The 24776-nt window shown below is 36.6% G+C and carries 22 protein-coding genes; 8 read left to right on the forward strand and 14 right to left on the reverse strand.

Annotated elements, in window-relative coordinates; all coding sequences use genetic code 11:
* The first annotated feature begins 402 nt into the window (after positions 1-402).
* Genes BR50_RS02335 through BR50_RS02345 form a run of 3 tightly spaced genes read left to right on the forward strand, consistent with a single transcriptional unit; the run spans position 403 to position 2605 of the window.
* Entirely contained in the window at positions 403-1017 is a 615-nt protein-coding gene (locus BR50_RS02335; RefSeq protein WP_245792814.1) for an NfeD family protein, read from the forward strand.
* Positions 1014-2015, forward strand: coding sequence for a flotillin-like protein FloA (floA, locus tag BR50_RS02340; RefSeq protein WP_034545853.1), 1002 nt, complete (start codon positions 1014-1016; stop codon positions 2013-2015). The genes BR50_RS02335 and floA overlap by 4 nt, the downstream gene beginning before the upstream one ends.
* Entirely contained in the window at positions 2015-2605 is a 591-nt protein-coding gene (locus BR50_RS02345; RefSeq protein ID WP_034545856.1) for a hypothetical protein, read from the forward strand. Before floA ends, BR50_RS02345 begins: the two co-directional genes overlap by 1 nt.
* A 207-nt stretch (positions 2606-2812) precedes the next feature.
* On the opposite strand, the gene BR50_RS02350 is transcribed toward BR50_RS02345, so the two are convergent.
* Both BR50_RS02350 and BR50_RS02355 read right to left on the reverse strand, forming a co-directional pair.
* Positions 2813-4570 (reverse strand): ammonium transporter, encoded by a 1758-nt coding sequence (locus BR50_RS02350; RefSeq protein ID WP_034545859.1) that lies wholly within the window; start codon positions 4568-4570, stop codon positions 2813-2815.
* Positions 4571-4715: 145 nt separating this feature from the next.
* A complete protein-coding gene (locus BR50_RS02355) occupies positions 4716-5615 on the reverse strand; it encodes an ROK family protein (protein ID WP_034545861.1) in 900 nt (299 codons plus the stop codon).
* A gap of 331 nt (positions 5616-5946) precedes the next feature.
* Between BR50_RS02355 and BR50_RS02360 the strand changes: the two genes are divergently transcribed.
* Positions 5947-7536 (forward strand): M23 family metallopeptidase, encoded by a 1590-nt coding sequence (locus BR50_RS02360; RefSeq protein WP_034545863.1) that lies wholly within the window; start codon positions 5947-5949, stop codon positions 7534-7536.
* Positions 7537-7670: 134 nt separating this feature from the next.
* On the opposite strand, the gene BR50_RS02365 is transcribed toward BR50_RS02360, so the two are convergent.
* The 3 genes from BR50_RS02365 to BR50_RS02375 form a co-directional block, all read right to left on the reverse strand.
* A complete protein-coding gene (locus BR50_RS02365) occupies positions 7671-8210 on the reverse strand; it encodes a metal ABC transporter permease (protein ID WP_034545865.1) in 540 nt (179 codons plus the stop codon).
* The gene (locus tag BR50_RS02370; RefSeq protein ID WP_034545868.1) at positions 8197-8610 is read right to left on the reverse strand and encodes a DUF4430 domain-containing protein; all 414 of its coding nucleotides are present in this window, start codon (positions 8608-8610) and stop codon (positions 8197-8199) included. The genes BR50_RS02365 and BR50_RS02370 overlap by 14 nt, the downstream gene beginning before the upstream one ends.
* Before the next feature lie 240 nt (positions 8611-8850).
* The gene (locus BR50_RS02375; RefSeq protein ID WP_034545870.1) at positions 8851-9522 is read right to left on the reverse strand and encodes a CAP domain-containing protein; all 672 of its coding nucleotides are present in this window, start codon (positions 9520-9522) and stop codon (positions 8851-8853) included.
* A gap of 605 nt (positions 9523-10127) precedes the next feature.
* Between BR50_RS02375 and BR50_RS02380 the strand changes: the two genes are divergently transcribed.
* Complete coding sequence (locus tag BR50_RS02380; protein WP_034545873.1) at positions 10128-10742, forward strand: DedA family protein; 615 nt, start codon at positions 10128-10130, stop codon at positions 10740-10742.
* Positions 10743-10823: 81 nt separating this feature from the next.
* Here the strand turns inward: BR50_RS02380 and gcvPB are convergent, their stop codons facing one another.
* From gcvPB to gcvT, 4 genes are read right to left on the reverse strand one after another with little or no spacing between them, the layout of a single operon-like run.
* Positions 10824-12281: an aminomethyl-transferring glycine dehydrogenase subunit GcvPB gene (gcvPB, locus tag BR50_RS02385; RefSeq protein WP_034545875.1), complete on the reverse strand. Its 1458-nt coding sequence runs from the start codon at positions 12279-12281 to the stop codon at positions 10824-10826.
* Positions 12278-13624, reverse strand: a complete 1347-nt coding sequence (gene gcvPA / locus BR50_RS02390) for an aminomethyl-transferring glycine dehydrogenase subunit GcvPA (protein ID WP_034545877.1) — start codon at positions 13622-13624, stop codon at positions 12278-12280. Before gcvPA ends, gcvPB begins: the two co-directional genes overlap by 4 nt.
* 4 nt (positions 13625-13628) lie before the next feature.
* Entirely contained in the window at positions 13629-14030 is a 402-nt protein-coding gene (gene gcvH, locus BR50_RS02395; RefSeq protein WP_034545879.1) for a glycine cleavage system protein GcvH, read from the reverse strand.
* A gap of 28 nt (positions 14031-14058) precedes the next feature.
* A complete protein-coding gene (gene gcvT, locus BR50_RS02400) occupies positions 14059-15180 on the reverse strand; it encodes a glycine cleavage system aminomethyltransferase GcvT (RefSeq protein WP_034545882.1) in 1122 nt (373 codons plus the stop codon).
* A 243-nt stretch (positions 15181-15423) separates the two neighbouring features.
* Between gcvT and spxA the strand changes: the two genes are divergently transcribed.
* Complete coding sequence (gene spxA / locus BR50_RS02405) at positions 15424-15828, forward strand: transcriptional regulator SpxA (RefSeq protein ID WP_034545884.1); 405 nt, start codon at positions 15424-15426, stop codon at positions 15826-15828.
* Between the two features lie 80 nt (positions 15829-15908).
* Here the strand turns inward: spxA and BR50_RS02410 are convergent, their stop codons facing one another.
* A complete protein-coding gene (locus BR50_RS02410; RefSeq protein WP_034545887.1) occupies positions 15909-17231 on the reverse strand; it encodes an FAD-dependent oxidoreductase in 1323 nt (440 codons plus the stop codon).
* Between the two features lie 186 nt (positions 17232-17417).
* Between BR50_RS02410 and BR50_RS02415 the strand changes: the two genes are divergently transcribed.
* Positions 17418-18224, forward strand: coding sequence for a MurR/RpiR family transcriptional regulator (locus tag BR50_RS02415; RefSeq protein ID WP_034545890.1), 807 nt, complete (start codon positions 17418-17420; stop codon positions 18222-18224).
* Between the two features lie 186 nt (positions 18225-18410).
* Here the strand turns inward: BR50_RS02415 and BR50_RS02420 are convergent, their stop codons facing one another.
* Positions 18411-19103 (reverse strand): N-acetylmannosamine-6-phosphate 2-epimerase, encoded by a 693-nt coding sequence (locus tag BR50_RS02420; RefSeq protein ID WP_425429671.1) that lies wholly within the window; start codon positions 19101-19103, stop codon positions 18411-18413.
* Positions 19104-19403: 300 nt separating this feature from the next.
* Here BR50_RS02420 and BR50_RS02425 point away from each other — a divergent pair, with 300 nt between their 5' ends.
* The gene (locus BR50_RS02425) at positions 19404-21065 is read left to right on the forward strand and encodes a peptide ABC transporter substrate-binding protein (protein ID WP_081884469.1); all 1662 of its coding nucleotides are present in this window, start codon (positions 19404-19406) and stop codon (positions 21063-21065) included.
* Positions 21066-21142: 77 nt separating this feature from the next.
* Here the strand turns inward: BR50_RS02425 and BR50_RS02430 are convergent, their stop codons facing one another.
* From BR50_RS02430 to BR50_RS02440, 3 genes are all read right to left on the reverse strand, one after another.
* Complete coding sequence (locus BR50_RS02430) at positions 21143-22078, reverse strand: dipeptidase (RefSeq protein ID WP_170206176.1); 936 nt, start codon at positions 22076-22078, stop codon at positions 21143-21145.
* 130 nt (positions 22079-22208) lie between these two features.
* Positions 22209-23480, reverse strand: coding sequence for an MFS transporter (locus BR50_RS02435; RefSeq protein WP_081884470.1), 1272 nt, complete (start codon positions 23478-23480; stop codon positions 22209-22211).
* Positions 23480-24772, reverse strand: coding sequence for an alkaline phosphatase family protein (locus BR50_RS02440; protein WP_034545894.1), 1293 nt, complete (start codon positions 24770-24772; stop codon positions 23480-23482). The genes BR50_RS02435 and BR50_RS02440 overlap by 1 nt, the downstream gene beginning before the upstream one ends.
* Between the last annotated feature and the right edge of the window lie 4 nt (positions 24773-24776).

Consider the following 24776-nt stretch of genomic DNA (forward strand, 5'->3'; position numbering starts at 1 on the left):
AAGATGAAAATTAAATAATTTTTATCTTTTTTCAAAATAAAAACACTTAATTGTTTTTATTTTTTATTATTTGAACTTCTTTATTATTTTTTGATACACTGAGTAATCAACAAATACTCAGCTAAACCAATTCAATATTTTATAGCAAATCTTATAATTTATAATTTTTTTATCAATAACAATTAGATGATTTGAAATTACCTAAAAAAAGGCTTATGTGCTATCAGAATAATTAATTTTAGTTGGTTTTTTTGTTTCTTTAGAATATATTTTACTAAATCACTAAAAAAGCTGGCAAATTTGGGCTTAGAAGTGCGTAATAGTATTACAAATGGTAAAATAGAAGTAACTAAGATCAACTCATCCTTAGTTTAGATAAACAAAGTAACTTACATTAAGGAGGTGAATATATTGGAAATACTATTATTAACTGTTGGCTTTATTGGTTTAGTGATAGCGGCACTAACGCCTCAATCTACTCTAGGAGGACTTTTGGCATTAGCAAGTTTTGGAGGTTATTTTTATTTGAATAGTCTCGAAAATTGGATTCCAATTATTATTTTTATTTTAGGAATTTGTTTGCTTATCTTTGAAGTTTTTGTACCAGACTTTGGCGTAGCAGGCATCATTGGTTTTCTTTTAATTATTGGCGGTATCTATTTAACCAATAATAATTTTGGATTAGCCTTACGTGATTTAAGTATTGCAGTGGTGGCTTCTTCATTCTTAGTCATCATGCTTGTACGAAGAGGCTATTCGCTAGCTCATTTTGAAAAACTTGTCCTGAAAAAGAATTTAGACAAAAAAAGTGGTTTTTCAAGTAACAGTGACGCTTCCGTTTATTTAGGACAAATTGGAACAACGACCACGCCTCTTAGGCCGTCTGGAAAAGTACGCTTTGAAGATGCAGAACTAGATGTCATCAGCACTGGTGAACATATAGATACTGCTGTTTTAGTTGTAGTTACAAAGGTAGAAGGATATAAAATTATGGTTAGGAGAGTGGATCAAACATGACAACAGTTACAGATATCACAACAAATTGGATAGGATTTTTATTCATAGCTATTATCGTTATCATCGTTATCAGCTTATTTTTCCGTTTTGTCCCCGTTGGATTATGGGTCACAGCGTATTTTTCAGGAGTTAAAGTCAGTATAGGAACACTTGTAGGAATGCGTCTAAGACGAGTAGCTCCACAAGATATCATCCGTCCGTTGATCAAAGCCACAAAAGCTGGTTTAGATATTGATATCAACGAGTTAGAAGCCCATTATTTAGCCGGTGGTGACATCAATCAAGTAATTGACGCTTTGATTGCTGCACAACGTGCAAACATTGATTTAGTTTTCAAACAAGCTGCTGCGATCGATTTAGCTGGTAGAAATGTTTTTGAAGCTGTCCAAGTCAGCGTTAATCCAAAGGTTATTGAAACACCTGTCATTGCTGCTATGGCAATGAACGGTATCGAAGTTAAAGCACGTGCTAAAGTAACTGTTCGTGCAAATATCGAACGCTTAGTTGGTGGTGCTGGTGAAGAAACAATCATCGCTCGTGTTGGCGAAGGTATCGTAACTACTGTTGGTAGTGCAGCAAAACATACAGATGTTTTAGAAAATCCAGACTCTATCTCAAAAATGGTTCTAAAAAAAGGCTTAGACTCTGGTACTGCTTTTGAAATTCTTTCAATTGATATTGCTGATATCGATGTCGGCCGTAATATTGGTGCCAGCTTACAAATGGAACAAGCTCAAGCCGATAAAAATATTGCACAAGCTAAAGCTGAAGAAAGACGTTCAATGGCGATTGCTCAAGAACAAGAAATGATAGCTGAAGTTCAAAAAATGCGAGCTCGCGTTGTAGAAGCTGAAGCTGAAGTACCTTTAGCCTTAGCTGAAGCGTTCAGATCTGGTAATATAGGTGTAATGGATTATTACAACATGAAAAATATTAATGCCGATACTAAAATGAGAAACTCTATTTCTGGTTCTACAGAGAGAGAAAGTGATGAATAATGGATCCACTATTAACCCTTATTATTTTATTTCTTGTAGGGACTACACTCTTTTCTTTTATCGCAACTATTTATCGTTTCTTCATTTCATTAGTTGTAAACTCGTCTCCTCCGAGAAGTAATCAAAGACAAGGTTCTCAAAGATCAGATTTAAAAAATAGAGAGTCTGTTTCCTTAAAGGATGCTTTTTATGCTAATGAAGCAACCAGACAAAGTTCCAGAAAGAACTCGGCTGTTGATCCTTCACAAAAAAGAAATCAGCAGACACGTTCAAATCAATTGTCCAGTCGTGCGCAACAAGACGCAGCACGTAGAAGAGCCGAAAATTTGCAGCAAAACCTAAAAAGACAGCCTGAGAATGATCGCTATTCTTCCGCTTCTTATAAAAATGCCCCTAGACAGGAAGCTACTCAAACACAACTTAGGGGAAAAGATCTGACTACTTTAGTCCCGATTGAAAAAGTAACTTCTACAAAACAGGTTGCTAAACAGTCTAAAACTAAAAAAAATCAGTTCCAAAGAGACTTTGTAAAAGGAATGATCTACAAACAAATTTTAGATGAACCTCGTAGCTTAAGAAAAAATAAATAAACCATCAAGAAAGTTCCTTAACTGGAACTTTCTTGATGGTTTTTTATTTTCCGTTAAATGATGTGAATAGTTCAAATGGCCATTAATTGCCCACATTTCTTCCATTCAAGCTACAAGCAACTTTTTCCCTCTATAAATTTCGAGTGATAAATTCAATTAATTTATCACTCCTAAAAATTATAAGCCGCTTTTTTAAGGACTAGTTCCCTACTTTATCTTTTCTTCATCGTACTCTAGTGCCTTAAATCCTTGAACTCCAGAACTTACTCGAACAACATTTTCAACATTGTAAACGAAGATTTTTCCATCACCAACTGTTCCGGTGTACAAAGCTTGTCTAGCAGTTTCAATAATTAGAGAGACTGGAATTTTGCTCACAACTATTTCTAATCGAATTTTTGGCAATAGATTGGCTTCTATTTCTACCCCTCTGTAATAAGCAGTTTGTCCCTTTTGCATGCCATATCCTTGTACTTTTGTTACTGTCATGCCTGTAATACCAATAGTATTTAAAGCTTTTTTCAAATCTTCAAATTTAGTCTCATTCGTTATGATATCTACTTTCATTAATGTAGTATCTTCCTCTTCTTTAGGTGCATCAGATGCACTAGCATGAACGGACCGCTGTTGAAATTCAACAGTTGGATTGCTAATAGGAATAGGATCCATACCTGCAAAAGCTAAGCCAGGTCCTTCATTTTCAAATTTCACCCCTTGAAATACAGGTTTTTGTCCAAAAGGAACCGTAACGAAGTCTCCGTAACTCGATTCTAAACCATGCTCAGAAATATCCATACCAACAATTTCTTCTTCTGGTGTTACCCGTAATCCAATAGTTCTATCAACAAGTTTAAAAGTAATGATCATAGTTACAGATACCCAAATAATTACTGAAACTACCCCTAATACTTGAATGCCCAAGAGATTAAAACCACCGCCATAAAATAAACCTTCATCAGTTGCAAAAATCCCCACTAAAATGGTCCCTAAAGCGCCAGATATCCCATGAACTCCAAATGCTCCAACTGGATCATCAATTTTAGCTTTCTTTTCAACAAATTCGATTCCATAAACTAAAGCAATAGCAGAAAGGGCCCCGATAGCTACAGCTCCAAAAGGTGAAACAATTGCACATCCTGCAGTAATTCCTACTAAACCAGCTAATGAGCCATTTAGCGTCATAGAAATGTCCGGTTTTCCGTATTTCGTCCACGTTATTATCATAGCCGCCAATGTAGCAGCTGCTGCTGATAAATTCGTGTTTAAAAGAATCTTTCCTATGAGAGTCAACGATTCATCTCCGGTCGCTGAAACCGTTGAAGCTCCATTAAATCCAAACCAAGCAAACCAAAGAATGAAAACCCCTAACGCTCCTAACGTTAAACTATGACCTGGGATCGCTTTTACTTTTCCTTCTTTATCATATTTTCCAATTCTTGCTCCAACAATCTTCGCTCCAATTAAAGCTGTTACTCCTCCGACCATATGAACAGCTGTTGAACCAGCAAAATCGACAAACCCCAATTGGGCTAACCATCCTCCACCCCAAATCCAATGTCCAGAAATAGGATAAACGATAGTAGATATAATCAAAGTATAAACTAAGTATGCACTAAATTTTGTTCTTTCCGCCATCGCTCCAGAGACAATCGTGGCAGCAGTTGCTGCAAAAACCGTTTGAAACATTAAAAATACATATCCTGGTATTGTCGTATCGTAATTCCCTTGTACAAACAAGTCAGGTGTTCCAATTAGACCTGCTATACTGGGACCAAACATTATCCCAAACCCAATGATCCAATACATTAGAGAACCGAGTACAAAGTCCATTAAATTTTTCATAATGATATTACCTGCATTTTTTGCTCTAGTAAAGCCTGTCTCAACCATTGCAAAACCAGCTTGCATAAAAAAGACTAAAACAGTTCCTACGATTACCCACAGCGTGTCCACAGATGAAAACATATTGTTGCCTCCTTTTTATTATGTTATAAAATCTAACATTTAAAAAAGAGGCAAACAAGCAATTCACTTGAAAAAGTAAAAATAACTTAAAAAACCTAACAATTCGTGTTATGTTTTCTAACATGAATTGTCGGTTTTTTTGTTTTTACTCTTCATTTAGTTTGTAATTGTACAATGCTCCGATAATATTCCCATTATTTCCAAATTTACTTTCCATGATGGTCGGCATCACAAAAAGATTTTCTCCTAATTCCTCTTCATATACTTTTGTTACATTTTTATTGATCAGTTGGATCAATAATGGATTCCCACTGATCCCGCCACTGATAATGATTCTTTCTGAATCTAAAATCATCTGCAGATTAAACAATTGAATAGCTAGTGTATAGCAATACTCGTTTAAACAAATTGCCGCTTTTTTATTGCCAGCTTCAATCAATTCATACATCATATACCCATCCACAGACGCTAACGGAACATCACATTGATCAGCTATCTTTTGAAACAACTTTTTTATGCCATTTTGGAAGCCAAACATATAGTCAGCATCCTTGCTTCTAGCAGCATTCGTTTTAATAAAAGAAAATTCTCCTGCTGAATAATGGTGGCCCTTCAGTAATTCTCCATTTACAATTATTCCTCCCCCAATGCCGGTTCCTAGAGTAAGCATGATACCCTGTTGAATATTTTTTAAATTCCCTTTCCATAATTCACCAAGCGTAGCTGCTTTCCCATCATTTTCTACATGGATAGTCGTTTGACACCTTGTTTCTAACATTTCAACCATATTCATTTTTTTAATGTACTTTAATGATCCGCCATGGACCGCATAACCTGTTTTGGAGTGAATGATCCCAGGCATACTAACAGCCATACCCTCAATTTGATCAGCATATTCATCGTAAATATCTCCCATCATATCTAAAAAAAGGGTCAATGATTCCATAGGTGTTTCCCTAGTTTTAATTGTCCCTAATTCACCATCGTCATCTATTAATCCATAATTTGTTTCTGTTCCCCCAATATCAATGCCTAAATAAACCATTATTTTCCCTCCTTTATATGCAATACTGTTTATTCAATAGTTTTAGTCTACCACTATTGCTTAATGAATAGAACGTTTACATTGGCAGCTATTTAACAACTAGTGTTGGTATTTCAAAAAGAAATTTCTTCTAGAATCAGTGTTCCACTAAATCTACCAGCACTAAACGTGATAAATTCACATTAACTATCTTTCGCTTTATTTCATTAAACAATCGTTATGTAATACTATTCTATCTTTTTGTCACACAACTAACATCATATTTGCTTCTTAACTATGCTATACTTTTTGAGTACGTAAAAAGGCAAGAGAATCCTATGGGGGTAGACAATTGAAAAAGAGAGTAGTAACAGGAATTATGGCTACGATGTTATTTGCTAGTCCATTTTTGCCAACTATCGCTCAAGCGGATACTTTGGAAGAAATGGAACAACAAAAAAACGAACTTGATTCACAATCATCAGAACTTAATAATAAAATTGAAAAACAAGATAGCACTTTAAATGATTTAGAATCAGAAAAAAGTATTTTAGAATCTGACATTACCACCTTGCAAACTCAAATTGACGAAACGGTATTAAAATTACATGATCAAGAACAGAAATTAGAAGAGTCTAAAGCAAAAGTTGAACAATTAAAAAAAGAAATCGAACTATTAAAAGAATTAATTGATCAACGGACAGGTAAGCTTGAAAATCAAGCTCGCTCTGTACAGACTGATGGCAATGCTTCTAATTTAATAGGTCTTCTTATAACTGCTGAAAGTTTTACAGATTTAGTAGGCCGTATAGGTGTCGTCAACCAATTGGTTACCGCTAATAAAGATATTGTTACCGAACAAGCAACTGATCAAAAAGCTTTAGAAACTAATGAAGTAAAAGCGCAAGCTGAAAAAGTGGCTATTGAAGACACAAAAAATGACATTGAATTATCAAAAAATAATTTAGTCGCTCAAAAAGCTGAAATGGATGATAAAATTGTCCAAGTTGCTATCCAATACGATATGACTGAAGAAGAAAAAAATACTTTTGTTAAAGAGCAACAAGTGATTGCTACTCAAACAAGCACATTATCAGAAACTATGCAAAAAGAACGTCAACGAATTATTGAAGAAGAACAAGCAAGACAATTAGCTGTTCAGGAAGCTGCCGCTGTTAAAGCCGCTGCTGCTGAAGAAGCTAGGTTAGTTGCTGTAGCATCTCAAGAAAAAGCTGAACAAGAAGAAACCGCTAGACAAGAAAGAACTGCTAAAAAAGAAAAAACTGCTGAACAAGAAGAAGCCGCTGAACAAGAAGAAGCCGCTGAACAAGAAGAAGCTGCTAAAAAAGCACAAACTGCTAAAAAAGAAGCTGAACAGGCTGCCGAACAAAAAGCAACAATTGCCAGTTCTTATATTAAGAAATCAACTAGCACTAATAAGTCGACTAGTTCATCAAGTAAGTCGACTAGCTCTACTAAGTCTAGCAGTACAACTAGTCCTTCAACACAACCAACTGTTACACAAAAACCAAAACCAGAACCTGTAGCACCCTCATCTAATTCCAATTTTATTCGTCCTAGTGGTGGTTATATGACTTCTGCATATGGTTATCGTGTCCATCCTATTACAGGTGATTATAAACTACACGGCGGTACTGACTTTGGTGGCGGCGGAGCAATCGTTGCTTCTAAAAGTGGTTCAGTAGTCATTGCTGGATACCATTCAGATTGGGGTTACTATGTGAAGATCGACCACGGCAACGGATTACAAACACTTTATGCCCACATGGTTGCAGGAAGTTTACTTGTTACTCCAGGACAACAGGTCTCTCAAGGACAACAAATCGGTACAATGGGAACAACTGGCTCTTCCACTGGCGTACATTTACACTTTGAAATGTACAAAAACGGAAGCCGGGTCGACCCAGCGTCTTATTTATAAAATTAATACTTGTATAAAAAAAGGCAGATCATTCATTTAAATGAATGATCTGTCTTTTTTGGTTCTGTCTATGTGTCATTTGACAACTGTTATTGGTGTAAAAACATCGAATGATCAATGAATTGCAGCTGCTTTTATTTATCATAGTACCTGCCAATAAATTTTCTTAATAGCGGAAATAAAATCGGTGCTAGTATCAGATAAAACCCAATATTACCTGCCGCATGCAAGGTGTCAAAAGGAATTCCAGAAGCGTAATACACCAAAAAATTTTGAATGCCAAAAAATGGCGCTTGTACTAGCGAAATTAAAAAACCATACAAATACCCTGTAAATCCGGCATATAAGAGCATGAATCCAAAAGGAATCTTTTTGAAAAAAGGTTTGATGAGCAATCCCGTAACCAAAACGATTCCACAAAATGAAACGATTTGAGCAATCGTCCATACACCCATTCCAAGTGTTATATTGGATAGGATAATCGACAATACAGCTACGATCAACCCATCCATTATTCCCAATGTTAGTGTTAAAATAATTAAGATAACCGTTACAGGTTGGATATTTGGTAAAAATTGTAGCAACTGCCGGCTGACTTGACAGAGTGCTGTCATAAAGGCAAGTAAGGTGATTCTTTGAATGGATAGTTTTCCATTCAGCTTATTTCCAAGCATTTAAAAACCACTTCACTTGATCTCCATCTTCCACTTCATATTCAGCTGCGCCCACAGTTGGCTCTTCATTGTTCACCTCATACATCCAATATTTCTCTGCTTCTTCGTCTTGCTCTATCCCTTCAATAGAAACAATAAAGCCATCTTCTTCAACCACTTTATACTGTTCACTCAATAAATCTAATACCGTAGTCCCCGCTTCTACTTCCAATTCTTTTGTTTTGCCTTCAATTTCTTCTTCATCCTGCTCCAATGAAATAGCGACAGAAAGCATTTCTTTCGTTTGACTTTCAACTAAGCTGCTGCTTTCTGAAGAAACGGCTTCCTGCGTGCCCATGTCCCCACAAGCTGCTAAACTAAGAGCTGTTACTAAAATAAGTCCAATTTTAAAAATTTTCATTCTATTCATTCCTCCATCAATTATAATCCTATGATTTTTACCAGATTCTCTGTGTATAAAATTGCACAAAAATAATTCCTTTACCAATGTTTCCATTCCTTAAACCACTATATATCAGTTCTCTTTATTTTTCAACCACAACATGTTGTGGTTGAAAAATAAAAACGAATCAAGTCAATTGACTCGATCCATTTTTTTCCTATTCATATTGATCAGTCTAAACCATACCTGTTACTTGAATCATCGTGGTGTTCCAAATAGCTGGACAACATAAAGATTTTCTCCATTATAATGGACTCCAATACCTACCTCTTCAAAATCCTTCTTCACCATATTTTCATAATGACCTGGACTCTCTTTTAGTCCCTTAAACAACCATTCAGCCATCTCTTTTTCAGCCAAGTAATAAGTTCCCATTGCCAGGTTCTCTCCTGCTAACTGATACGAGTAATCTACATCAGGTTCTTCTAAAACTGTAAAGGTAGCTCTACCGTCCGGACGCGTATGAGAAAAGGATTCTTCTGTTTCAATTGCTCTAATATTAGCTGCTTTTTTCAATTGATCATTAGAACTGACTGGTGAAACACCCACTTCTTTTCTCAAATTATTCAAAAGTTCTAAGACCCGGTTCTCCACGACTGCAACATCAATTTCATCTGTATCCGTTAAATCATTCGTACTGATAATTGTTGAACTTTCGCTCGTCGCTTGTTCTTGTTCTTGTTCTTGTTCTTGTTCGCTAGTATTTGGAACTTCTTCTACAATTACCCTTTCGTTACTTGGCAATTTATCCACAAATTGAGAAATAGTATCACTAATTTTTGTTCCTTCTAGAATCGTCGAACTTCCAAGCCAGTAGCCAAAACTAATCAATATGACCAACATTAAACTATATGAGAAAAATTTTCTCATCCCATCAAACCTTTCTTTTACTTTATCTGCCTTACTATATGTAGTATACCAAAAATTATTAAATACAAATATAAGCTGAAAGGAAAACGTTCGTTCTATTTCTAGTTTTAGTATATTGACCCTTATTTTCTTGCGTTTAATTAAGATCTATTTGAAAAATTAATAACTATTCTGAGTTTGTTGAACTATGGTTTGTTGTACTTACTCAAATCACTTACTCCGTCTGAGTTCATCAAACTAAGCCTTGTTGCTCTTACTCAAATCACTTACTCCGTCTGAGTTTATCAAACTAAGCCTTGTTGCTCTTACTCAAATCACTTACCCCTTCTGAGTTCATTGAACTAAGGCTTGTTGCACTTGCTCAACTGACAGACTACTTTGAATCGGTAATGGTGCCCAATCGTAACTTAGTATGAAAAACTCAGAAAACTTAAAAATGCCTTTATCTATATAGTCGCTTTTTTAAGTTTAATGGAATAATTTTAAACCACTCCTTAAGCAATTGTTATATTTTTTATAAAGTAAGCCTTTTGAATCAAAAATAGTTCATTATCGTGTATAGTAACAATAGATACTATACAAAAAAAGTATATAAGGAGATTATTATGGAAGCTTGGATTCAAGGAATTATGGAACAATTTGGATATATAGGTGTATTTTTACTTATTATGGTAGAAAACTTATTTCCCCCCATACCTTCAGAAATCATTCTAACGTTTGGCGGTTTTATGACGACCAGTACAGAATTAACTATTTGGGGCGTTATTTTAGCTTCAACACTTGGTTCTATGATCGGGGCGATCATTCTTTACGGAATCGGTTTATTGTTAGATGTGGAACGCTTAGAAAAAATCGTTGATCGTTGGGGTCATATTTTAAGATTGACACGTGAAGATATCCATAAAGCTGATAATTGGTTTGATAAATACGGTATTTGGACGGTATTCTTTTGTCGGTTTGTGCCGTTGATCCGAAGTCTGATCTCGCTGCCAGCAGGGATGTCAAATATGAATTTTGGTCTTTTCATATTTTTCACCACAATAGGTTCGCTTATTTGGAACACCGTACTCATCTACTTAGGAGCTGCAGTTGGATCACAATGGGAAGTTATTGTTCATTACATGGATATTTATTCTACTATTGCCTACGTTGTAATTGCTATTGTAATGATCGCGTTCATCGTTTGGTTTATCAAAAGCAGGAAAAAAGATAAGGTTTGATCATTGAATATTGTTCATTAGAATGGACTTTAGACAAGAATAAGACCACCTCCAATTATTTTGAAGGTGGTCTTATTCTTGTTATTTTGTATACTTAACAATCAATTGTCTAGCGGCCTTCACTTCATCTAAACGCCTTACAGAAGTCGTATGTGGGGCATTTAAAACTACTTCAGGTGTTTCTTCTACTTCTTTAGCTATCTGAATCAGTACATCAGCAAATGCATCTAGTGTTTCTTTGGTTTCCGTTTCTGTTGGTTCGATCATCATTGCTTCATCGACGATCAGCGGGAAATAAACTGTTGGAGCATAATAGCCAAAATCTAGGATCCGTTTTGCAATATTCATTGTTGGGACGCCTATTTTCTTCTGTCTTGAACCGGATAAAACAAATTCATGCTTACTGTATTGGGTATAAGGAGTCGCATAATACGGTTCTAATTTCTTACGTAAATAATTAGCATGCACTACCGCACTTTCAGATACTTGGCGTAAGCCTTTTGGCCCCATCGTCCGTATATATGTGTAGGCACGAACATTGACCCCGAAGTTTCCATAATAGCCTTTTACTCGGCCGATCGAATCAGGATAGTCTGTATTTAGAACATACTGATCTTTTTGTTTCTCGATTCGAGGTACCGGCAAATAAGGAATCAAAAATTCCTTGACGCCTACTGGACCGGAACCTGGTCCTCCACCGCCATGTGGTGTGCTGAAAGATTTGTGTAAATTTAAATGAACAATATCAAAGCCCATCATTCCTGGTGTTGTCTGACCTAAAATAGCATTTAAATTTGCACCGTCATAATAAACCAGACCGCCTGCTTGATGAACGATTTCGGCCATTTCGACGATGTCTTTTTCAAAAATACCCAATGTATTTGGATTAGTCAACATTAGGCCAGCCGTATCCTCGCCCACCTGTTTTTTTAATTCGACTAAATCAACTGTTCCATTTGAATTAGAAGGGATTTCAACTACATCAAACCCAGCAGCATGCGCACTAGCAGGATTGGTCCCATGAGCAGAGTCTGGTACTAAAACTTTTGTTCTACTCGTCCTATGGCCATTTTTAGTGTGATAAGCTTTCATCATCATCAACCCAGTCCATTCTCCCTGAGCACCGGCAGCCGGTTGCAGGGTAATAGCATCCATTCCTGATATGACCTGCAGATCTTCTTGCAATTCATACAATAGTTCAAAAGCTCCTTGAACTGTCTCGATTGGTTGAAATGGATGAATCGCAGCAAATCCAGCATAACGTGCTACATCTTCGTTGATTTTTGGATTATACTTCATCGTACATGACCCCAGTGGATAAAATCCGTTGTCCACACCAAAATTTTTAGTTGATAAAGACGTATAATGACGCATCAACTGCGGTTCTGATACTTCTGGTAATTCAGCCGGTTCTTCACGTATCAACTGTTTAGGAAACTTAGTTGTTAATTCAACTGAAGGAACATCACTTTCAGGCAGGCTGAATGCTGTACGTCCGGGTTGACTTATTTCAAAAATCAAATCATTGTACTCTGTCATCTGTGCATTCCCTCCAGTGCTTCAATAAATCGATCTATATCTTCTTTTGTTCGTTGTTCCGTAACAGCTAACAATACTGCATTCTCCATACCATAATCAGGCTCCATATCGTAGCCTCCAATAAAGCCTTTTTGAAGCAAATATTGGTTGATTTCTTTTATCGGTCTATTAAGTTGTACGACAAATTCATTGAAAAACGGCGCTTCATTTTTCAATGAATAACCTTTACTTTCCAATTGTTTCGCCATATAATCAGCTTTTTCAATATTGAGTTGGGCCATCTTTTTTATGCCTTCTTTACCTAAAGCAGACATGAATACAGATGAAGCTAGCGCATTTAAAGCTTGATTAGAACTCATATAAGAAGTTGCTTTTTCACGACGAATATGTTGCTCTCTTGCTTGAAGAGTCAAGACAAAACCGCGCTTACCTTCTGTATCTGTTGTTTGTCCCACGATGCGTCCTGGGATCTTACGGATATATTTCTTCTTGACTGCAAAATAACCACAATGCGGTCCGCCAAAGTTCATCGCTAACCCCATCGGCTGCATATCTCCTACTACAATATCCGCTCCTAGCTTCCCTGGCGACTCTAATAACGCTAACGCTAAAGGATTGGCCATCACGATCAGTAAAGCTTTCTTTGCTGCAGTAAGTTCTCTGATTGCCGCTAAATCCTCAACTGAACCAAAAAAATTAGGGTATTGGATGATAACGGCAGCTGTTTCATTATCTATTTGTTCTTCTAGTAAAGTTAAATCCGTGCTGTCAGTTGTTAAATCAAGTTCTTCAACTTGGTATCCATGACCATTTGCAACCGTTTGGAGAACTTGTCTTCCTTGAGGGTGAACAGCTTTAGAGATAAGGATCTTGGAACGTTTTGTTGCTCCAACAGCTAAATTTGCTGCTTCACCAAGCGAAGTAAAGCCATCATATAAAGAAGAATTCGCTGCGTCCATTCCGGTCAATTCACAGACCATCGTTTGGAACTCAAATAAAGCTTGAAGTTCACCTTGACTGGCTTCTGCTTGATAAGGAGTGTAGGCCGTGTAAAATTCAGAACGCGAAATAACATGATCGATTACGCTTGGAATGTAGTGGTCGTACGTGCCGGCTCCTAAAAACAGCGTTTGGTCATGCGCTGTAGCATTTCTATCTGCTAAACGCCTCATTTTTTTTGTTAAAGTTGATTCATCGATAGCTTGTGAGATCGGCAAATCTTCTGTTAATCTGATTTCAGCTGGAATATCTGAGAACAATTCATCAACTGAGCTGATTTTTAAAGCATCCAACATCTCTTTTTGATCTTGTTCAGTATCCGGAAGGTATCTAAATTTGTCCAATCGCTTATGCCTCCTCTTCAGCTGCCAATTCAGCAATATAAGTTTTATACTGTTCTTCAGTTAATAATCCCTGTAATTCGATAGGATTTTCTAATTGGATCTCAGCAAACCAACCTTCTTCAAAAGGAGAAGCGTTGACTAACTCTGGGCCGTCTTCCAATTCTTCGTTAACTGCTATAATAATTCCGGTAACCGGTGAAAAAATTTCTGAAGCTGATTTAATGGATTCAACAGTCCCTATTTCACCGCCTGCTGAAACCTCTGCATCCACTTCTGGTACTTCTACATATACAACATCTCCAAGTTGTTTCACAGCATACTCCGTGATTCCGATACGCACTAGGTTTTCACCTAATGGCAATATCCATTCATGGTCTTTACTATATAATCTGTCCTCTGTCATCATTAAAACACTCCTCATCTTTAAGTATCTATTATAATTTATTTTTTGATTCTCTTTTATAGAACGGGGTTTGCACAATTACTGCGTCTACCAGTTTATTGCGTATCTCAACTTTCACATTTGTGCCAACGTCGCTTCCAGTTGTAGTCAAGAGAGCTAGTGCAATGCTATCGCCTAGTGTCGGAGATTTTGTTCCTGAAGTGACCACTCCGATTTCTGAACCATTCTCAGCAAAAACCTTGTATCCGTGTCGCGCAATTCCTTTTCCAACTAGTTTAAGCCCTTTTATCTTCTTATCTACTCCACTTTTTAGTTGAGCTGTTAAAGCAGCTTTTCCAATAAAATCAGCTTCTTTTTTAGTCTTGACAGCAAAACCAATGCCTCCTTGGAGTGGTGAGATATCGTCTGAAAGTTCATTTCCGTACAACGAAAGACTCGCTTCCAAGCGCAACGTGTCTCGAGCGCCCAGTCCGCAAGGCTGCAAACCCTCTTCTGCCCCTGCTTCAAGCAGTAAATGCCATAATTTTTCAGTTTCTCCTGCTTCCAAATACAATTCAAAACCGTCTTCTCCAGTGTAGCCTGTACGAGAAATCAATACAGGTGAAAGGTTTTTTAATTCTATATGCTGGACGAAGTGGAACGGCTTAATTTTGCTTAAGTCATTATTTGCTAATTTTTGTAGAATTCTTTCAGCATGTGGACCCTGGAGAGCCAACAAGCCAATCTCTTCAGATTTATTTTCTAATACCACATCACCAGTTAAATGTTTTTCCATCCATTGAAATACTCTATCGCTATTTGAAGCATTAGGTGTAACTAAATAGCCTTTTTCATCTAGTTTAAAAATAATCAGATCATCTATTGTACCGCCGTTTTCATTAACGATAGCATTATATTGCGCTTGACCATTTTTCATTTTTGAAACATCATTCGTCAATAAATAATTCAGAAATGCTTCAGAATCATTTCCCTTTACAAGGATCTCTCCCATATGAGAAACATCAAATAATCCAGCATATGTACGTACACTTTGATGTTCATCTATAATACTTGAAAACTGAATAGGCAAAGCCCAGCCTCCAAAATCCATTAATTTTACATTGTTTTCTTTATAATAATTGAACAACGGTGTTTGTTTCAATTCTTCCCCCATTTTATATCCCCCAATCATTCATGATATGGAACAAATAAATTTACTGCTGTTAACGCTATTAATTGCTTTAATACGTTTAATCTACCACTTTTACAAACTCTTTCATAGACTATAATCCATTTTTTTCCAGTAAGCATTATAATTGCTTTTTATAGTCGTTTCTTTTAAACTTCCTATTGAAAACGATTACGTTTATTGATATACTGAACTACTATTTAACGAACACAAGAAGGAGGGGTTCACATGATCACATTGTATTCATCTGCTAGTTGTACTTCTTGTCGCAAAGCCCATTCATGGTTAGAAGAACATAACATCCCCTTTACTGAAAAAAATGTATTTACTGAAAAGATAACGGACCAAGAACTGAAAGCTATTTTGCAACTAACGGAAAACGGAACAAATGAAATCATCTCACAACGTTCACAAGCCTTCAGAGATTTAAATATTACTATAGACGATATGTCTTTAGGAGAAGTATTGAAATTGATCCAGCAACATCCAGGAATTATGCGTCGTCCTATTCTTATAGATGATAAAAGGTTATTAGTCGGCTTTAACGAAGAAGACATACGTTGCTTTTTACCAAGAGACATCCGCAAACTAGAACTTTCAAAATTACACGATCAATTGCCGGTCAACTTCTAATCATAAACCGTTCTGTAATTGTTCACATATGTAAAAGACCATTATTTGCTTAACTTAGCAAATAATGGTCTTTTTTAGTCTTACATATCAAATAAGCTGTTAAAAATCTCTGACATAACCGGATGATTCACGACTTGATTTCTAAGGTAAGTGTACGGGATCTGATTATCCATCGCCATCTTGACTTGATTGACTAATTCATGAGCTTGATCTCCAAAAAGAGTAACCCCTAAAATCTCATGTGTTTCCTTGTTGACAACTGCTTTATACAAACCTCTCGTATCATTGATAATATCTGAGCGAGTCGTTCCACCTACATAAGCAATATTGGTCAGCACTTGATACCCTTGTTTTTTTGCTTCTGATTCGGTCAATCCGACTCGAGCAAATGAGGGTTCAATAAAAATGGCGTAAGGCACATGTTGACGCTCAGAAAGTTTGCGATCTCTTTTACCCAGTACATGATCAGCAATCAATTTAGCATCATTGATCGTGATATAAGTGAATTGATAGCCTCCTCTAACATCCCCTAAGGCAAAAACATGCTCAACGGCCGTTTCTAAAAAGTCATTTACTTGGATCCCACCTTTTTCATCCACAACAATATCCGTCTTTTCTAGCTTTAAATATGCAGTATTGGGTTTGCGTCCGGTAGCTACCAAAACAGCATCAAATAGAAATTCTCCATCATCCTCTGTTTCAAGTCTGACTTGATTTTTTTCATTTGAGACTTTAGTTGCTTTTGCATGCAGCTTGATCGTAATCTCTTTATCTTCTAAAACATGTTGAACAGCTTCTGCTACCTCACGTTCTTCTTTTGGCATAAATTGTTCACCCGTTTCAAAAAGAGTGACTTTTGAACCAAACATCGCATAAATCGAAGCAAATTCTAACCCGATATTTCCTGCCCCGATAATACCTAATTTTTTGGGCATTTCCGGCAATGTTTGAAGTTCTGTGCTGTTATAAATTCCTTTTGTTTCTTTTAGTCCTTCAATCGGCGGGTAGCTGCTTTCTGAACCGGTATCAATAAAGATATACTCTGCCTCAAGTTCTTCCATCCTATCGCCTAAATCGACCGTTATCACATGATTGGATTTAAATGAACCTGTTCCGGTATATAAATCGACCCATTCATTTTTTTGCATACTAGTAAACTCTGTATTTCGATTTCTTTGGGTAACGTCATTTCTGCGTTTTAATGCCGCTGCATAGCCCTTTTTTTCACGAGCATCATGTTCTAAAATTTTGGTAGGTATACAACCGATGTTTACGCAAGATCCGCCATACATCAACTCATTTTTTTCAATCAAAGCCACTTTCCATTTCTTTGCTGTCAGCTTAGTTGCTATGGTACGAGCGCCCTGACCAAATCCAATAATAATTGCATCATACTTTTTCAAAATAACATCATCTCCTTCTAAATTTAGTTGAGATTGTTTTCTAGGTATACCTTCAGTATACCATTTAGAAACTTTAAGAAAGAATAATCAGCTTACGATTATTTTACGAATCTATCAATTTTTTTTGTAAACAATTGTGATAAATGGTATCATTTTAAAAAAACTTAGAGGCAGGTTTTATTACTTATGACAAACAATCTCGATCTTTCTAATCGCATCAATCAAAATTATCCACTCTTATCAAAAAAAGAAAAGCAAGTGGCTGAATTTATACTTGAACATAAAAATGATGTTGAGTCTTGGAATATTAAAGACCTTTCACGCTTAACGGAAACCTCAAATGCTACTATTTCACGTTTTTGTGCAAAATTAACTTATCGAAACTTCAGTGAATTCAAATCGTTTGTTATTCAAGAATTAGGCAGTACACCTCCTCCACTGCAAGTACCTGTAAAAATTTCCAGCTACTACACACAGTTGATTCATTCGGCATCCCAATTAATTAAAACAAAACAGATCAATGATTTTGTGGAAGCTATTCATCTTTCCAGTAAAATTTTGATTTGCGGCGTTGGCAATTCGGGATTGAGCGCTATGGAAATGAAATACCGCTTAATCAGAATGGGATTGATCGTTGACGTAGTAACCGATCCGCATATGATGTTGATGGATGCTGTATTATTAAAAAAATATGATTTAATGATAGCTATTTCAAATTATGGTAAAACACAAGCTATTATTGATGCCTGTACTATCGCAAAAAAAGAACAAGCTACCGTTTTTGTGATCACCAATCAAAATCACACACCTTTAACAAACATCGCAGATCAAGTACTATTTGCTTCTGACAGAACATCTATTCCAGATGATCAATTTATTAACAGTCAATTATCGATTCATTTTATCTTAGACGTATTGTGCTATGTCTTGTTAGAAAATAAATCTTATAAAGAAAATCGAAAAAAAACTTTAGCTGCTTTAGACTTACGTTAAAATATTAGTAGGGTTTCAACGTAGGTTATTCTAGTTTAAAAAAGGTTGGCTTGTAGAAATCGGTTACTAGCTGAAATATGTAGTCTTCCAACCTTTAATTTAAAAAATTATAGATCACATTAAAACAAAAAAAGCTGGCAAGAGAGTGCTGGTCCTACTCTCTTACCAGTTTTTTAATTCACCTTTTCATTTTACTTCTTTCATTTTCCCAACAAACTCAGCAGTGATCAATTGAGGACGAGTGATTGCACTCCCTACTACGATAGAATGAACACCAAGCTCCTTACATCTTTTAGCTTTCTCAGGTGTATCAATATGACCCTCCGCAATTACTGGGATGTCAACGGACGTTAGAATCGTTTTCAAGCGTTCAAAATCATTGTCTGCAATATTATCGCCTTTGGATTCTTTCGTGTATCCCATTAAAGTAGTAGATACACAATCAAATCCTAATCTTTCTGCTTCGATTGCTTCGTCAATCGTTGCTGTGTCAGCCATTAATAGAATCGAAGGGTATTTTGTACGAACAGCTTTCACGAATGACTCGAGCGTTTCTCCATTAGGTCTGGCCCGATCAGTAGCATCTAGTGCTATCATATCGCATTTAGATTCAGCTAATTCATCGATTTCTTTCATCGTTGCCGTAATAAAAATTTCTGAATCGTCGTAGTCTCTTTTTACAATTCCAATAACCGGTAAATCAGTATTTTTCTTGATTTCAATAATATCTTCTTTTGAATTCGACCGGATGCCTTTTGCTCCACCTTCTTCAGCAGCGACTGCCATTCTCCCCATGATATAAGAGCTATGCAAGGGCTCATTATCTAAGGCTTGGCAAGAAACAATTAGTTCTGCTTTAACTTTATCTAATATATTCATTTTATTCATCTCCTAACATTTCTTCAATTAAAATGAGAACATCTTTATATATGAAAAATCCTTAAAATTAAATCGTTCAACATATGGTATTGGTGTTCCCAAAAAAAATTTTGCTGGAACAAACGAGTTTACTTGTGTAGAACTATAGTATCATCTTTAAGCCTCAAACAAAATGCATCAGAGTACAACTTTATTAAAAAACACCTACTTAAAAATGAGAACTTGCATGTTTTCTATTCTAAGATTAAACTTGATAAGTTGAAAAATAAGTCATCTTAGATGATTTTTGGAGGAATCAGTGTGAATACAAAAAAACTATCGTTAAGTTTAGCCTTTTTTAGCCTAACCTTATTATTAAGTGCCTGCCGCTCTGTAGAAGAAACTACTGCGGACAAGAAAGATGCACAAGAAGAGGTTCTTGCTTCTGAACAAGTCATGCACTTAACTGTAGAAAGCGAATTAGCAACAACCGACAGCGTTTTAGTGGCTGAAAATATTACTTTTGCTGGTGTCAATCAATTTATAGAGGGACTCTATCGTTTAGATGAAAATAACGAGCCCATACCTGCTTTAGCTGAAAGCGAAGATATCTCAGAAGACGGCTTAACGTATACCTTTCACTTAAGAGATGATGCTACATGGTCGAATGGCGAACCCGTTACTGCACATGATTTTGTTTTTTCATGGCGTCGAAATGTTGACCCAACCTCTGGTGCAGCTTATGCGTACTTATTTGAAGATATAAAACATGCTTCTGACATTATGGCTGAAAAATTGCCGCTCGAAGAACTCGGAGTTAAAGCATTAGATGACTCTACATTAGAAGTTACACTAGAAACACCGATTGCTTATTTCCCTTCTCTTATGTCATTTGTTTCATTCTTTCCACAAAATGAGGCTTTTGTAAAAGATACTGGCGATCAGTACGGAACGAACAGTGAAACCACTCTTACAAACGGTCCTTTCTTATTGTCCGAATGGGATAATGGACTGGATGAAAGCTGGACTTATGAAAAAAATCCAACTTATTGGGATGCAGATAATGTTCATTTAACCAAAATCACGAACCAAGTGATCAAAGAGGTATCCACTGGTGTAAATTTATTTGAAAAAGGCACTGTCGATAATGCCTTATTATCTGGCGAATACGCAAAACAATTTCAAAAAGATCCTAGCTATACAGTCGAGTATTTTTCAAGAACCAACTACTTAGAAGTCAATCAAACAGATAACCCTTATTTAAAGAATGAAAGCCTCAGAAAGGCACTTGCACTAGCTGTTGATCGCGAAGAATTGACTTCTATCATCTTAAATAACGGCTCTCTACCGATTACTGGATTGGTCCCAGATCATTTTGTTAAAAATCCTGAATCAGGTACAGAATTTGCTGAAGAAGCTGGCGAATTTTATACTTATGATCTGCCTGAAGCGCAAAAATTAGTCGAAGAAGCTAAAGCCGAACTTGGCGTAGAAACGATTGAACTGGAATTACTTGGAGATGACGATGAAACAAGCAAGCGTGTAATGGAATACTTGCAAGGAGAATTACAAAACAATTTAGACGGTATCGAAATCAAGTTATTGAATATCCCATTCAACGCACGTTTAGCTAAAGCTGCAGCAGGCGATTTTGATTTAATCTCATCTGGTTGGAGTGGATATGTGTCTGATCCAATAATCATGCTAGATGTTCTGTATAGTACGTCTTCTTATAATAATGGCGGATACTCTAATAAAAAAGTGGATCAATTGATCGATGATGCAAAAGGAATTCACGCGAACGAGCCGCTTTTAAGATGGAAAGATATGTTGGAAGCACATCAAATTGCTGTAGACGATGCCGCTCTGATACCCTTGTATCAAAAAGGAGAAGCTATGTTGCGAAACCCAAAAATCAAAGGTATCCACATCAATTCAGTTGGAGCCAGATACAGCTACAAAAATACCTATATTATTGAATAATCTGTCTTGCTAATTTATTCAGATGTATGTCCATCAAAAAAGTTCACCAGTGTTCATAAACGCTGGTGAACTTTTTTTTATTGTGGTAAATGATCCATAAAATTTTGAAAAGCAAATCCTTCAACTTCTTCTATAGTGAACTTTTCAAGCAAAGCTTGGATAAGATTTTGGGTTTCTCCGGTATGTGACAGTCCTTCAATATGCGTGCTGATCCCATCAAAATCCGAGCCAAAACCAATCGTACGAACAGCATTTAGTTTAACTAACCGTTCAATATGAGGAACCAAATCATTTATGGTCACCTTTTTGTCTTTGCCATCTTCAACAGTAAATGTTGGATTAAAGATGATGTGGATCATAGCATCACGTTCAATCATCGCTTTGATCTGCTCATCATTTAAATTTCGCATATGACTGCAAAGAGAAAGCACATTTGAATGAGTAGCAATGGGATAGCTTGAACATTTCATGACGTCCCAAAACCCTTTAACACTTAAATGAGAAACATCTGTAAAGACCTTACGCTCATTTAATCGTTTAACGATTTCAAATCCAAAAGTCGTTAATCCACCACCCCTTGGTTCTCCAACCCCATCCGCTGCGAGATTGGCTGGATTCCATGTCAGCCCCACTGATAATACTCCTGCATCTAATAGGTGTTCTAACTTGCTTAAATCATTTCCAATAGAAGATACCCCTTCTAGAGTCAAAAATGACCCTATTTCGCCTTCTTTTAACTCTTGGATTTCTGGCCATTTTTTTATTTGTTTCATTTCAGGATTTTTACCAATAACTTCTTTCTGATAATAGTTGATTTGTTCTAAAACAGCTGCAAATTGTTTATCGGAAGGAAGGTCCGGTTCGATAAAAATCGCAAAGGCTTGGACTTTTACTTGTCCTTCCTTTAACCGTTCAAGATTTACATCTAACTGATTTGAATCTTTGAAATTTAACGGCTCTTGGCTTTTTTGCATCTTATAAAGGACGTCACAATGCATATCAATGCTATTCAAATTCGTTCCTACTTTCTGCTTCTACGCACTTATCTTCTGTTTTTTCTCATCATACTGCAATAATCGTAGAAGTGCAACCGTAAAAAAAAAGACATAAACGGCTATTCTAGCCGTCTCTGCCTCCTTTCATTTAGCCTATCTTCTTTTCACGAGCTGGTTCTTCAACAAAATAAAGGACAGATCCTCCTATAATAAAGAGAATAATTAAAGCAAACACTCCGTTCAAGGAATTCCCCGTCGTTTGAGAGATGATACCAACTAACAAAGGACCAACAACGGCTGCAAATTTACCGAAAATATTGTAAAAGCCAAAAAATTCATTTGCATGTTGCTTAGGAATCAACTGTCCAAATAACGAACGGCTAAGCGCTTGGATCCCGCCTTGAGCTGTTCCAACAAGCACTGCCAATGTAATGAAGGTCAATAATGAATCTAGCGTCAAAGCATAAATACAAATGAAGGTATACGTAATGATTCCAACATAGATCATCTTTTTGTTGCCGAATCGACCAGCCAATATTCCATATATGATAGAAGAAGGGAAAGCGACAAATTGACTCACCATCATCACCACGATCAAATCATTAGCTGCAAGTCCAATATCTGAACCAATAGCGGTCGCCATTTGGAAGATAGTACCCACGCCATCAATGTAAAAGAAATACGCGATCAAAAACAAAAAGACATTGCGGTACTGACGAACATTGTTAATGGTTTTCCATAACCTTAAGAAACTATTTTTAATGATATGCGGTTGTTTTTCAATATAGGTTTTTTGTTCGACATTTTTCCAATATGGAATCGTAAAGACCAACCACCACAGCGCCGTTGCTACAAATCCGCCTTTGATAAGAGCGCTTTGCGAAATGGGAAGAATACCGGTTAATTGAAAAAAAATAAAAATGACAAATGGAATCGAACTGCCAATATAGCCCCAACCATATCCGGCACTGGATATACGATCCATCCGGTTTAAGGTTGTAGAATCGACTAATGAAGCATCGTAAAAGATATTTGCTGCGCCATAACCAATCGAAGAAACAGCATAGAGAATCAATAATAATAACCAATTTTCATTTGGAATAAATGCAAAACTAAGTGTTGCAATAATTCCCAGGCCGGTTGCTAAAGTGAACATCGGATTGCGATAACCTTTGTAATCAGCAACTGCTCCTAAAATGGGCGCTAATAATGATACAACCAAAGTCCCAATTGCGTTTGCATAGCCTAAATAAGCTGTCGAGTTTACTGCACTAACGCCTGACCCTTCGGAAACAGCCTTGAAAAACAAGGGAAAAACAGCTGTCGTTACCATGATCGAGTAGGCTGAGTTAGCCCAATCTTGCAAGATCCAACTCTTTTCAGACAGTGTATACTTAAATCGCTCTTTTTGGATTTCCACTATTGGCACCCCTCTTGCTCAAATAAAATTTCTAACACTTCTCCATCAACTTCTGTCGGGAATTCAAGTCCTATCGCATGTAAAAAGGTAGGGCCTTCATCGATCAATCGAGCTGACGGTATGCGGGCATTGGCGTTGATCCCAGGACCTGAAATAAATAAAGTCGTTTCATAATTCTCTTTTTTAGGACTATATCCATGTACTCCTTTATGAAATACTGACTTCCCATCTACCCCAATCTCTTCTAAAAATGGTCCATCACTTCCACTGACAAAATAGTACCCTCTCTTTGCTTCGACTAAAAAACTACAGGTATCGTCAGCTCCTAAACCAGCTGCTTCTTCTTGAGTATAAATAGTCTCAATTTGTTCAGGATACCGTTCTAAAATGTTTTTTACATCAGCCAAATTCACTTCAGGTTTTGTATAGATATAACACGAGCCATCTGCTCCTTTAGCCAATACATCCCATTCTTGAATTGTTCCGTCCTTGTTTTCGCTTAACCAACCTTGCGTTTTGAACAGTTGGTTCAACCTCACAACGGTATGGGCATCTAGCTGATAATGATCTCCAAATAGCGCTAGCACAGTCTCTTCAAAAATCCCTTTTTCTTTCATCGCTGTGATAATTTGATTTAAGTGCTCATCCATTCGTTTAATAGCTGCCCTTGTTTCTTTAGTATCCACACCGAATCGATGTCTCGTGCTGTCTAGATCAACTAAATGTATTGCCATTAAATCAGGCTTCTTAGAATGGATCGTATTGACGACCCCAGCAGTTAAGAAATGATCCAATGCTGGCTGTTTGATACCTTTACGTATTTTACCGAATTTACGTTCTAGATCAAAAATGAATTTTGGCGATGAGGACCATAATGTAATAAGGCTCTGTGATTGCCAAGGTCGGTTAGCAAAAACTTCCGCAAAATTATAGTTTATAACTCTGCTTCGACCCGTAACGGGCCATAGAAAAGAAGCAATCGAGTACCCGGCTTCATGAGCAATATCAAATAGGGTGGGAACTTTAATATCTTTTGCATACCAGTGCCAATCAGGTGATTTTCTTTCAGGTTGTATATATGTATTATTCGTAATGCCGTGTTTTCTAGGATAAACTCCTGTTACAATAGTTGTATGGGCCATATAGGTCAATGACGGATATATCGATTCTACTTTCTCTACTAAAGCACTGCGATCCAATAAGTATTTAAAGGTTGGCAGTGTACGGGCGTATGCTAAATCTTTTGCCCCAAAAGCATCTAAAGAAATGATATATAAACGCTGCTTCTTCAATTAG

Source organism: Carnobacterium alterfunditum DSM 5972 (genome assembly GCF_000744115.1).
Classification (GTDB): domain Bacteria; phylum Bacillota; class Bacilli; order Lactobacillales; family Carnobacteriaceae; genus Carnobacterium_B; species Carnobacterium_B alterfunditum.

Excerpts from the sequence above, each read along its gene's own strand:
- BR50_RS02420 (WP_425429671.1), bottom strand. The coding sequence starts at position 19,103 with ATGAATATATTAGATAAAGTTAAAGCAGAACTAATTGTTTCTTGCCAA.
- gcvT (WP_034545882.1), bottom strand. The coding sequence starts at position 15,180 with ATGGGGGAAGAATTGAAACAAACACCGTTGTTCAATTATTATAAAGAA.
- floA (WP_034545853.1), top strand. The coding sequence starts at position 1,014 with ATGACAACAGTTACAGATATCACAACAAATTGGATAGGATTTTTATTC.
- BR50_RS02365 (WP_034545865.1), bottom strand. The coding sequence starts at position 8,210 with ATGCTTGGAAATAAGCTGAATGGAAAACTATCCATTCAAAGAATCACC.
- gcvPB (WP_034545875.1), bottom strand. The coding sequence starts at position 12,281 with ATGACAGAGTACAATGATTTGATTTTTGAAATAAGTCAACCCGGACGT.
- BR50_RS02355 (WP_034545861.1), bottom strand. The coding sequence starts at position 5,615 with ATGGTTTATTTAGGCATTGATATTGGGGGAACAGAAACAAATTATGGA.
- BR50_RS02415 (WP_034545890.1), top strand. The coding sequence starts at position 17,418 with ATGACAAACAATCTCGATCTTTCTAATCGCATCAATCAAAATTATCCA.
- BR50_RS02350 (WP_034545859.1), bottom strand. The coding sequence starts at position 4,570 with ATGTTTTCATCTGTGGACACGCTGTGGGTAATCGTAGGAACTGTTTTA.
- BR50_RS02370 (WP_034545868.1), bottom strand. The coding sequence starts at position 8,610 with ATGAAAATTTTTAAAATTGGACTTATTTTAGTAACAGCTCTTAGTTTA.
- gcvH (WP_034545879.1), bottom strand. The coding sequence starts at position 14,030 with ATGATGACAGAGGACAGATTATATAGTAAAGACCATGAATGGATATTG.
- BR50_RS02380 (WP_034545873.1), top strand. The coding sequence starts at position 10,128 with ATGGAAGCTTGGATTCAAGGAATTATGGAACAATTTGGATATATAGGT.
- spxA (WP_034545884.1), top strand. The coding sequence starts at position 15,424 with ATGATCACATTGTATTCATCTGCTAGTTGTACTTCTTGTCGCAAAGCC.
- BR50_RS02345 (WP_034545856.1), top strand. The coding sequence starts at position 2,015 with ATGGATCCACTATTAACCCTTATTATTTTATTTCTTGTAGGGACTACA.
- BR50_RS02375 (WP_034545870.1), bottom strand. The coding sequence starts at position 9,522 with ATGAGAAAATTTTTCTCATATAGTTTAATGTTGGTCATATTGATTAGT.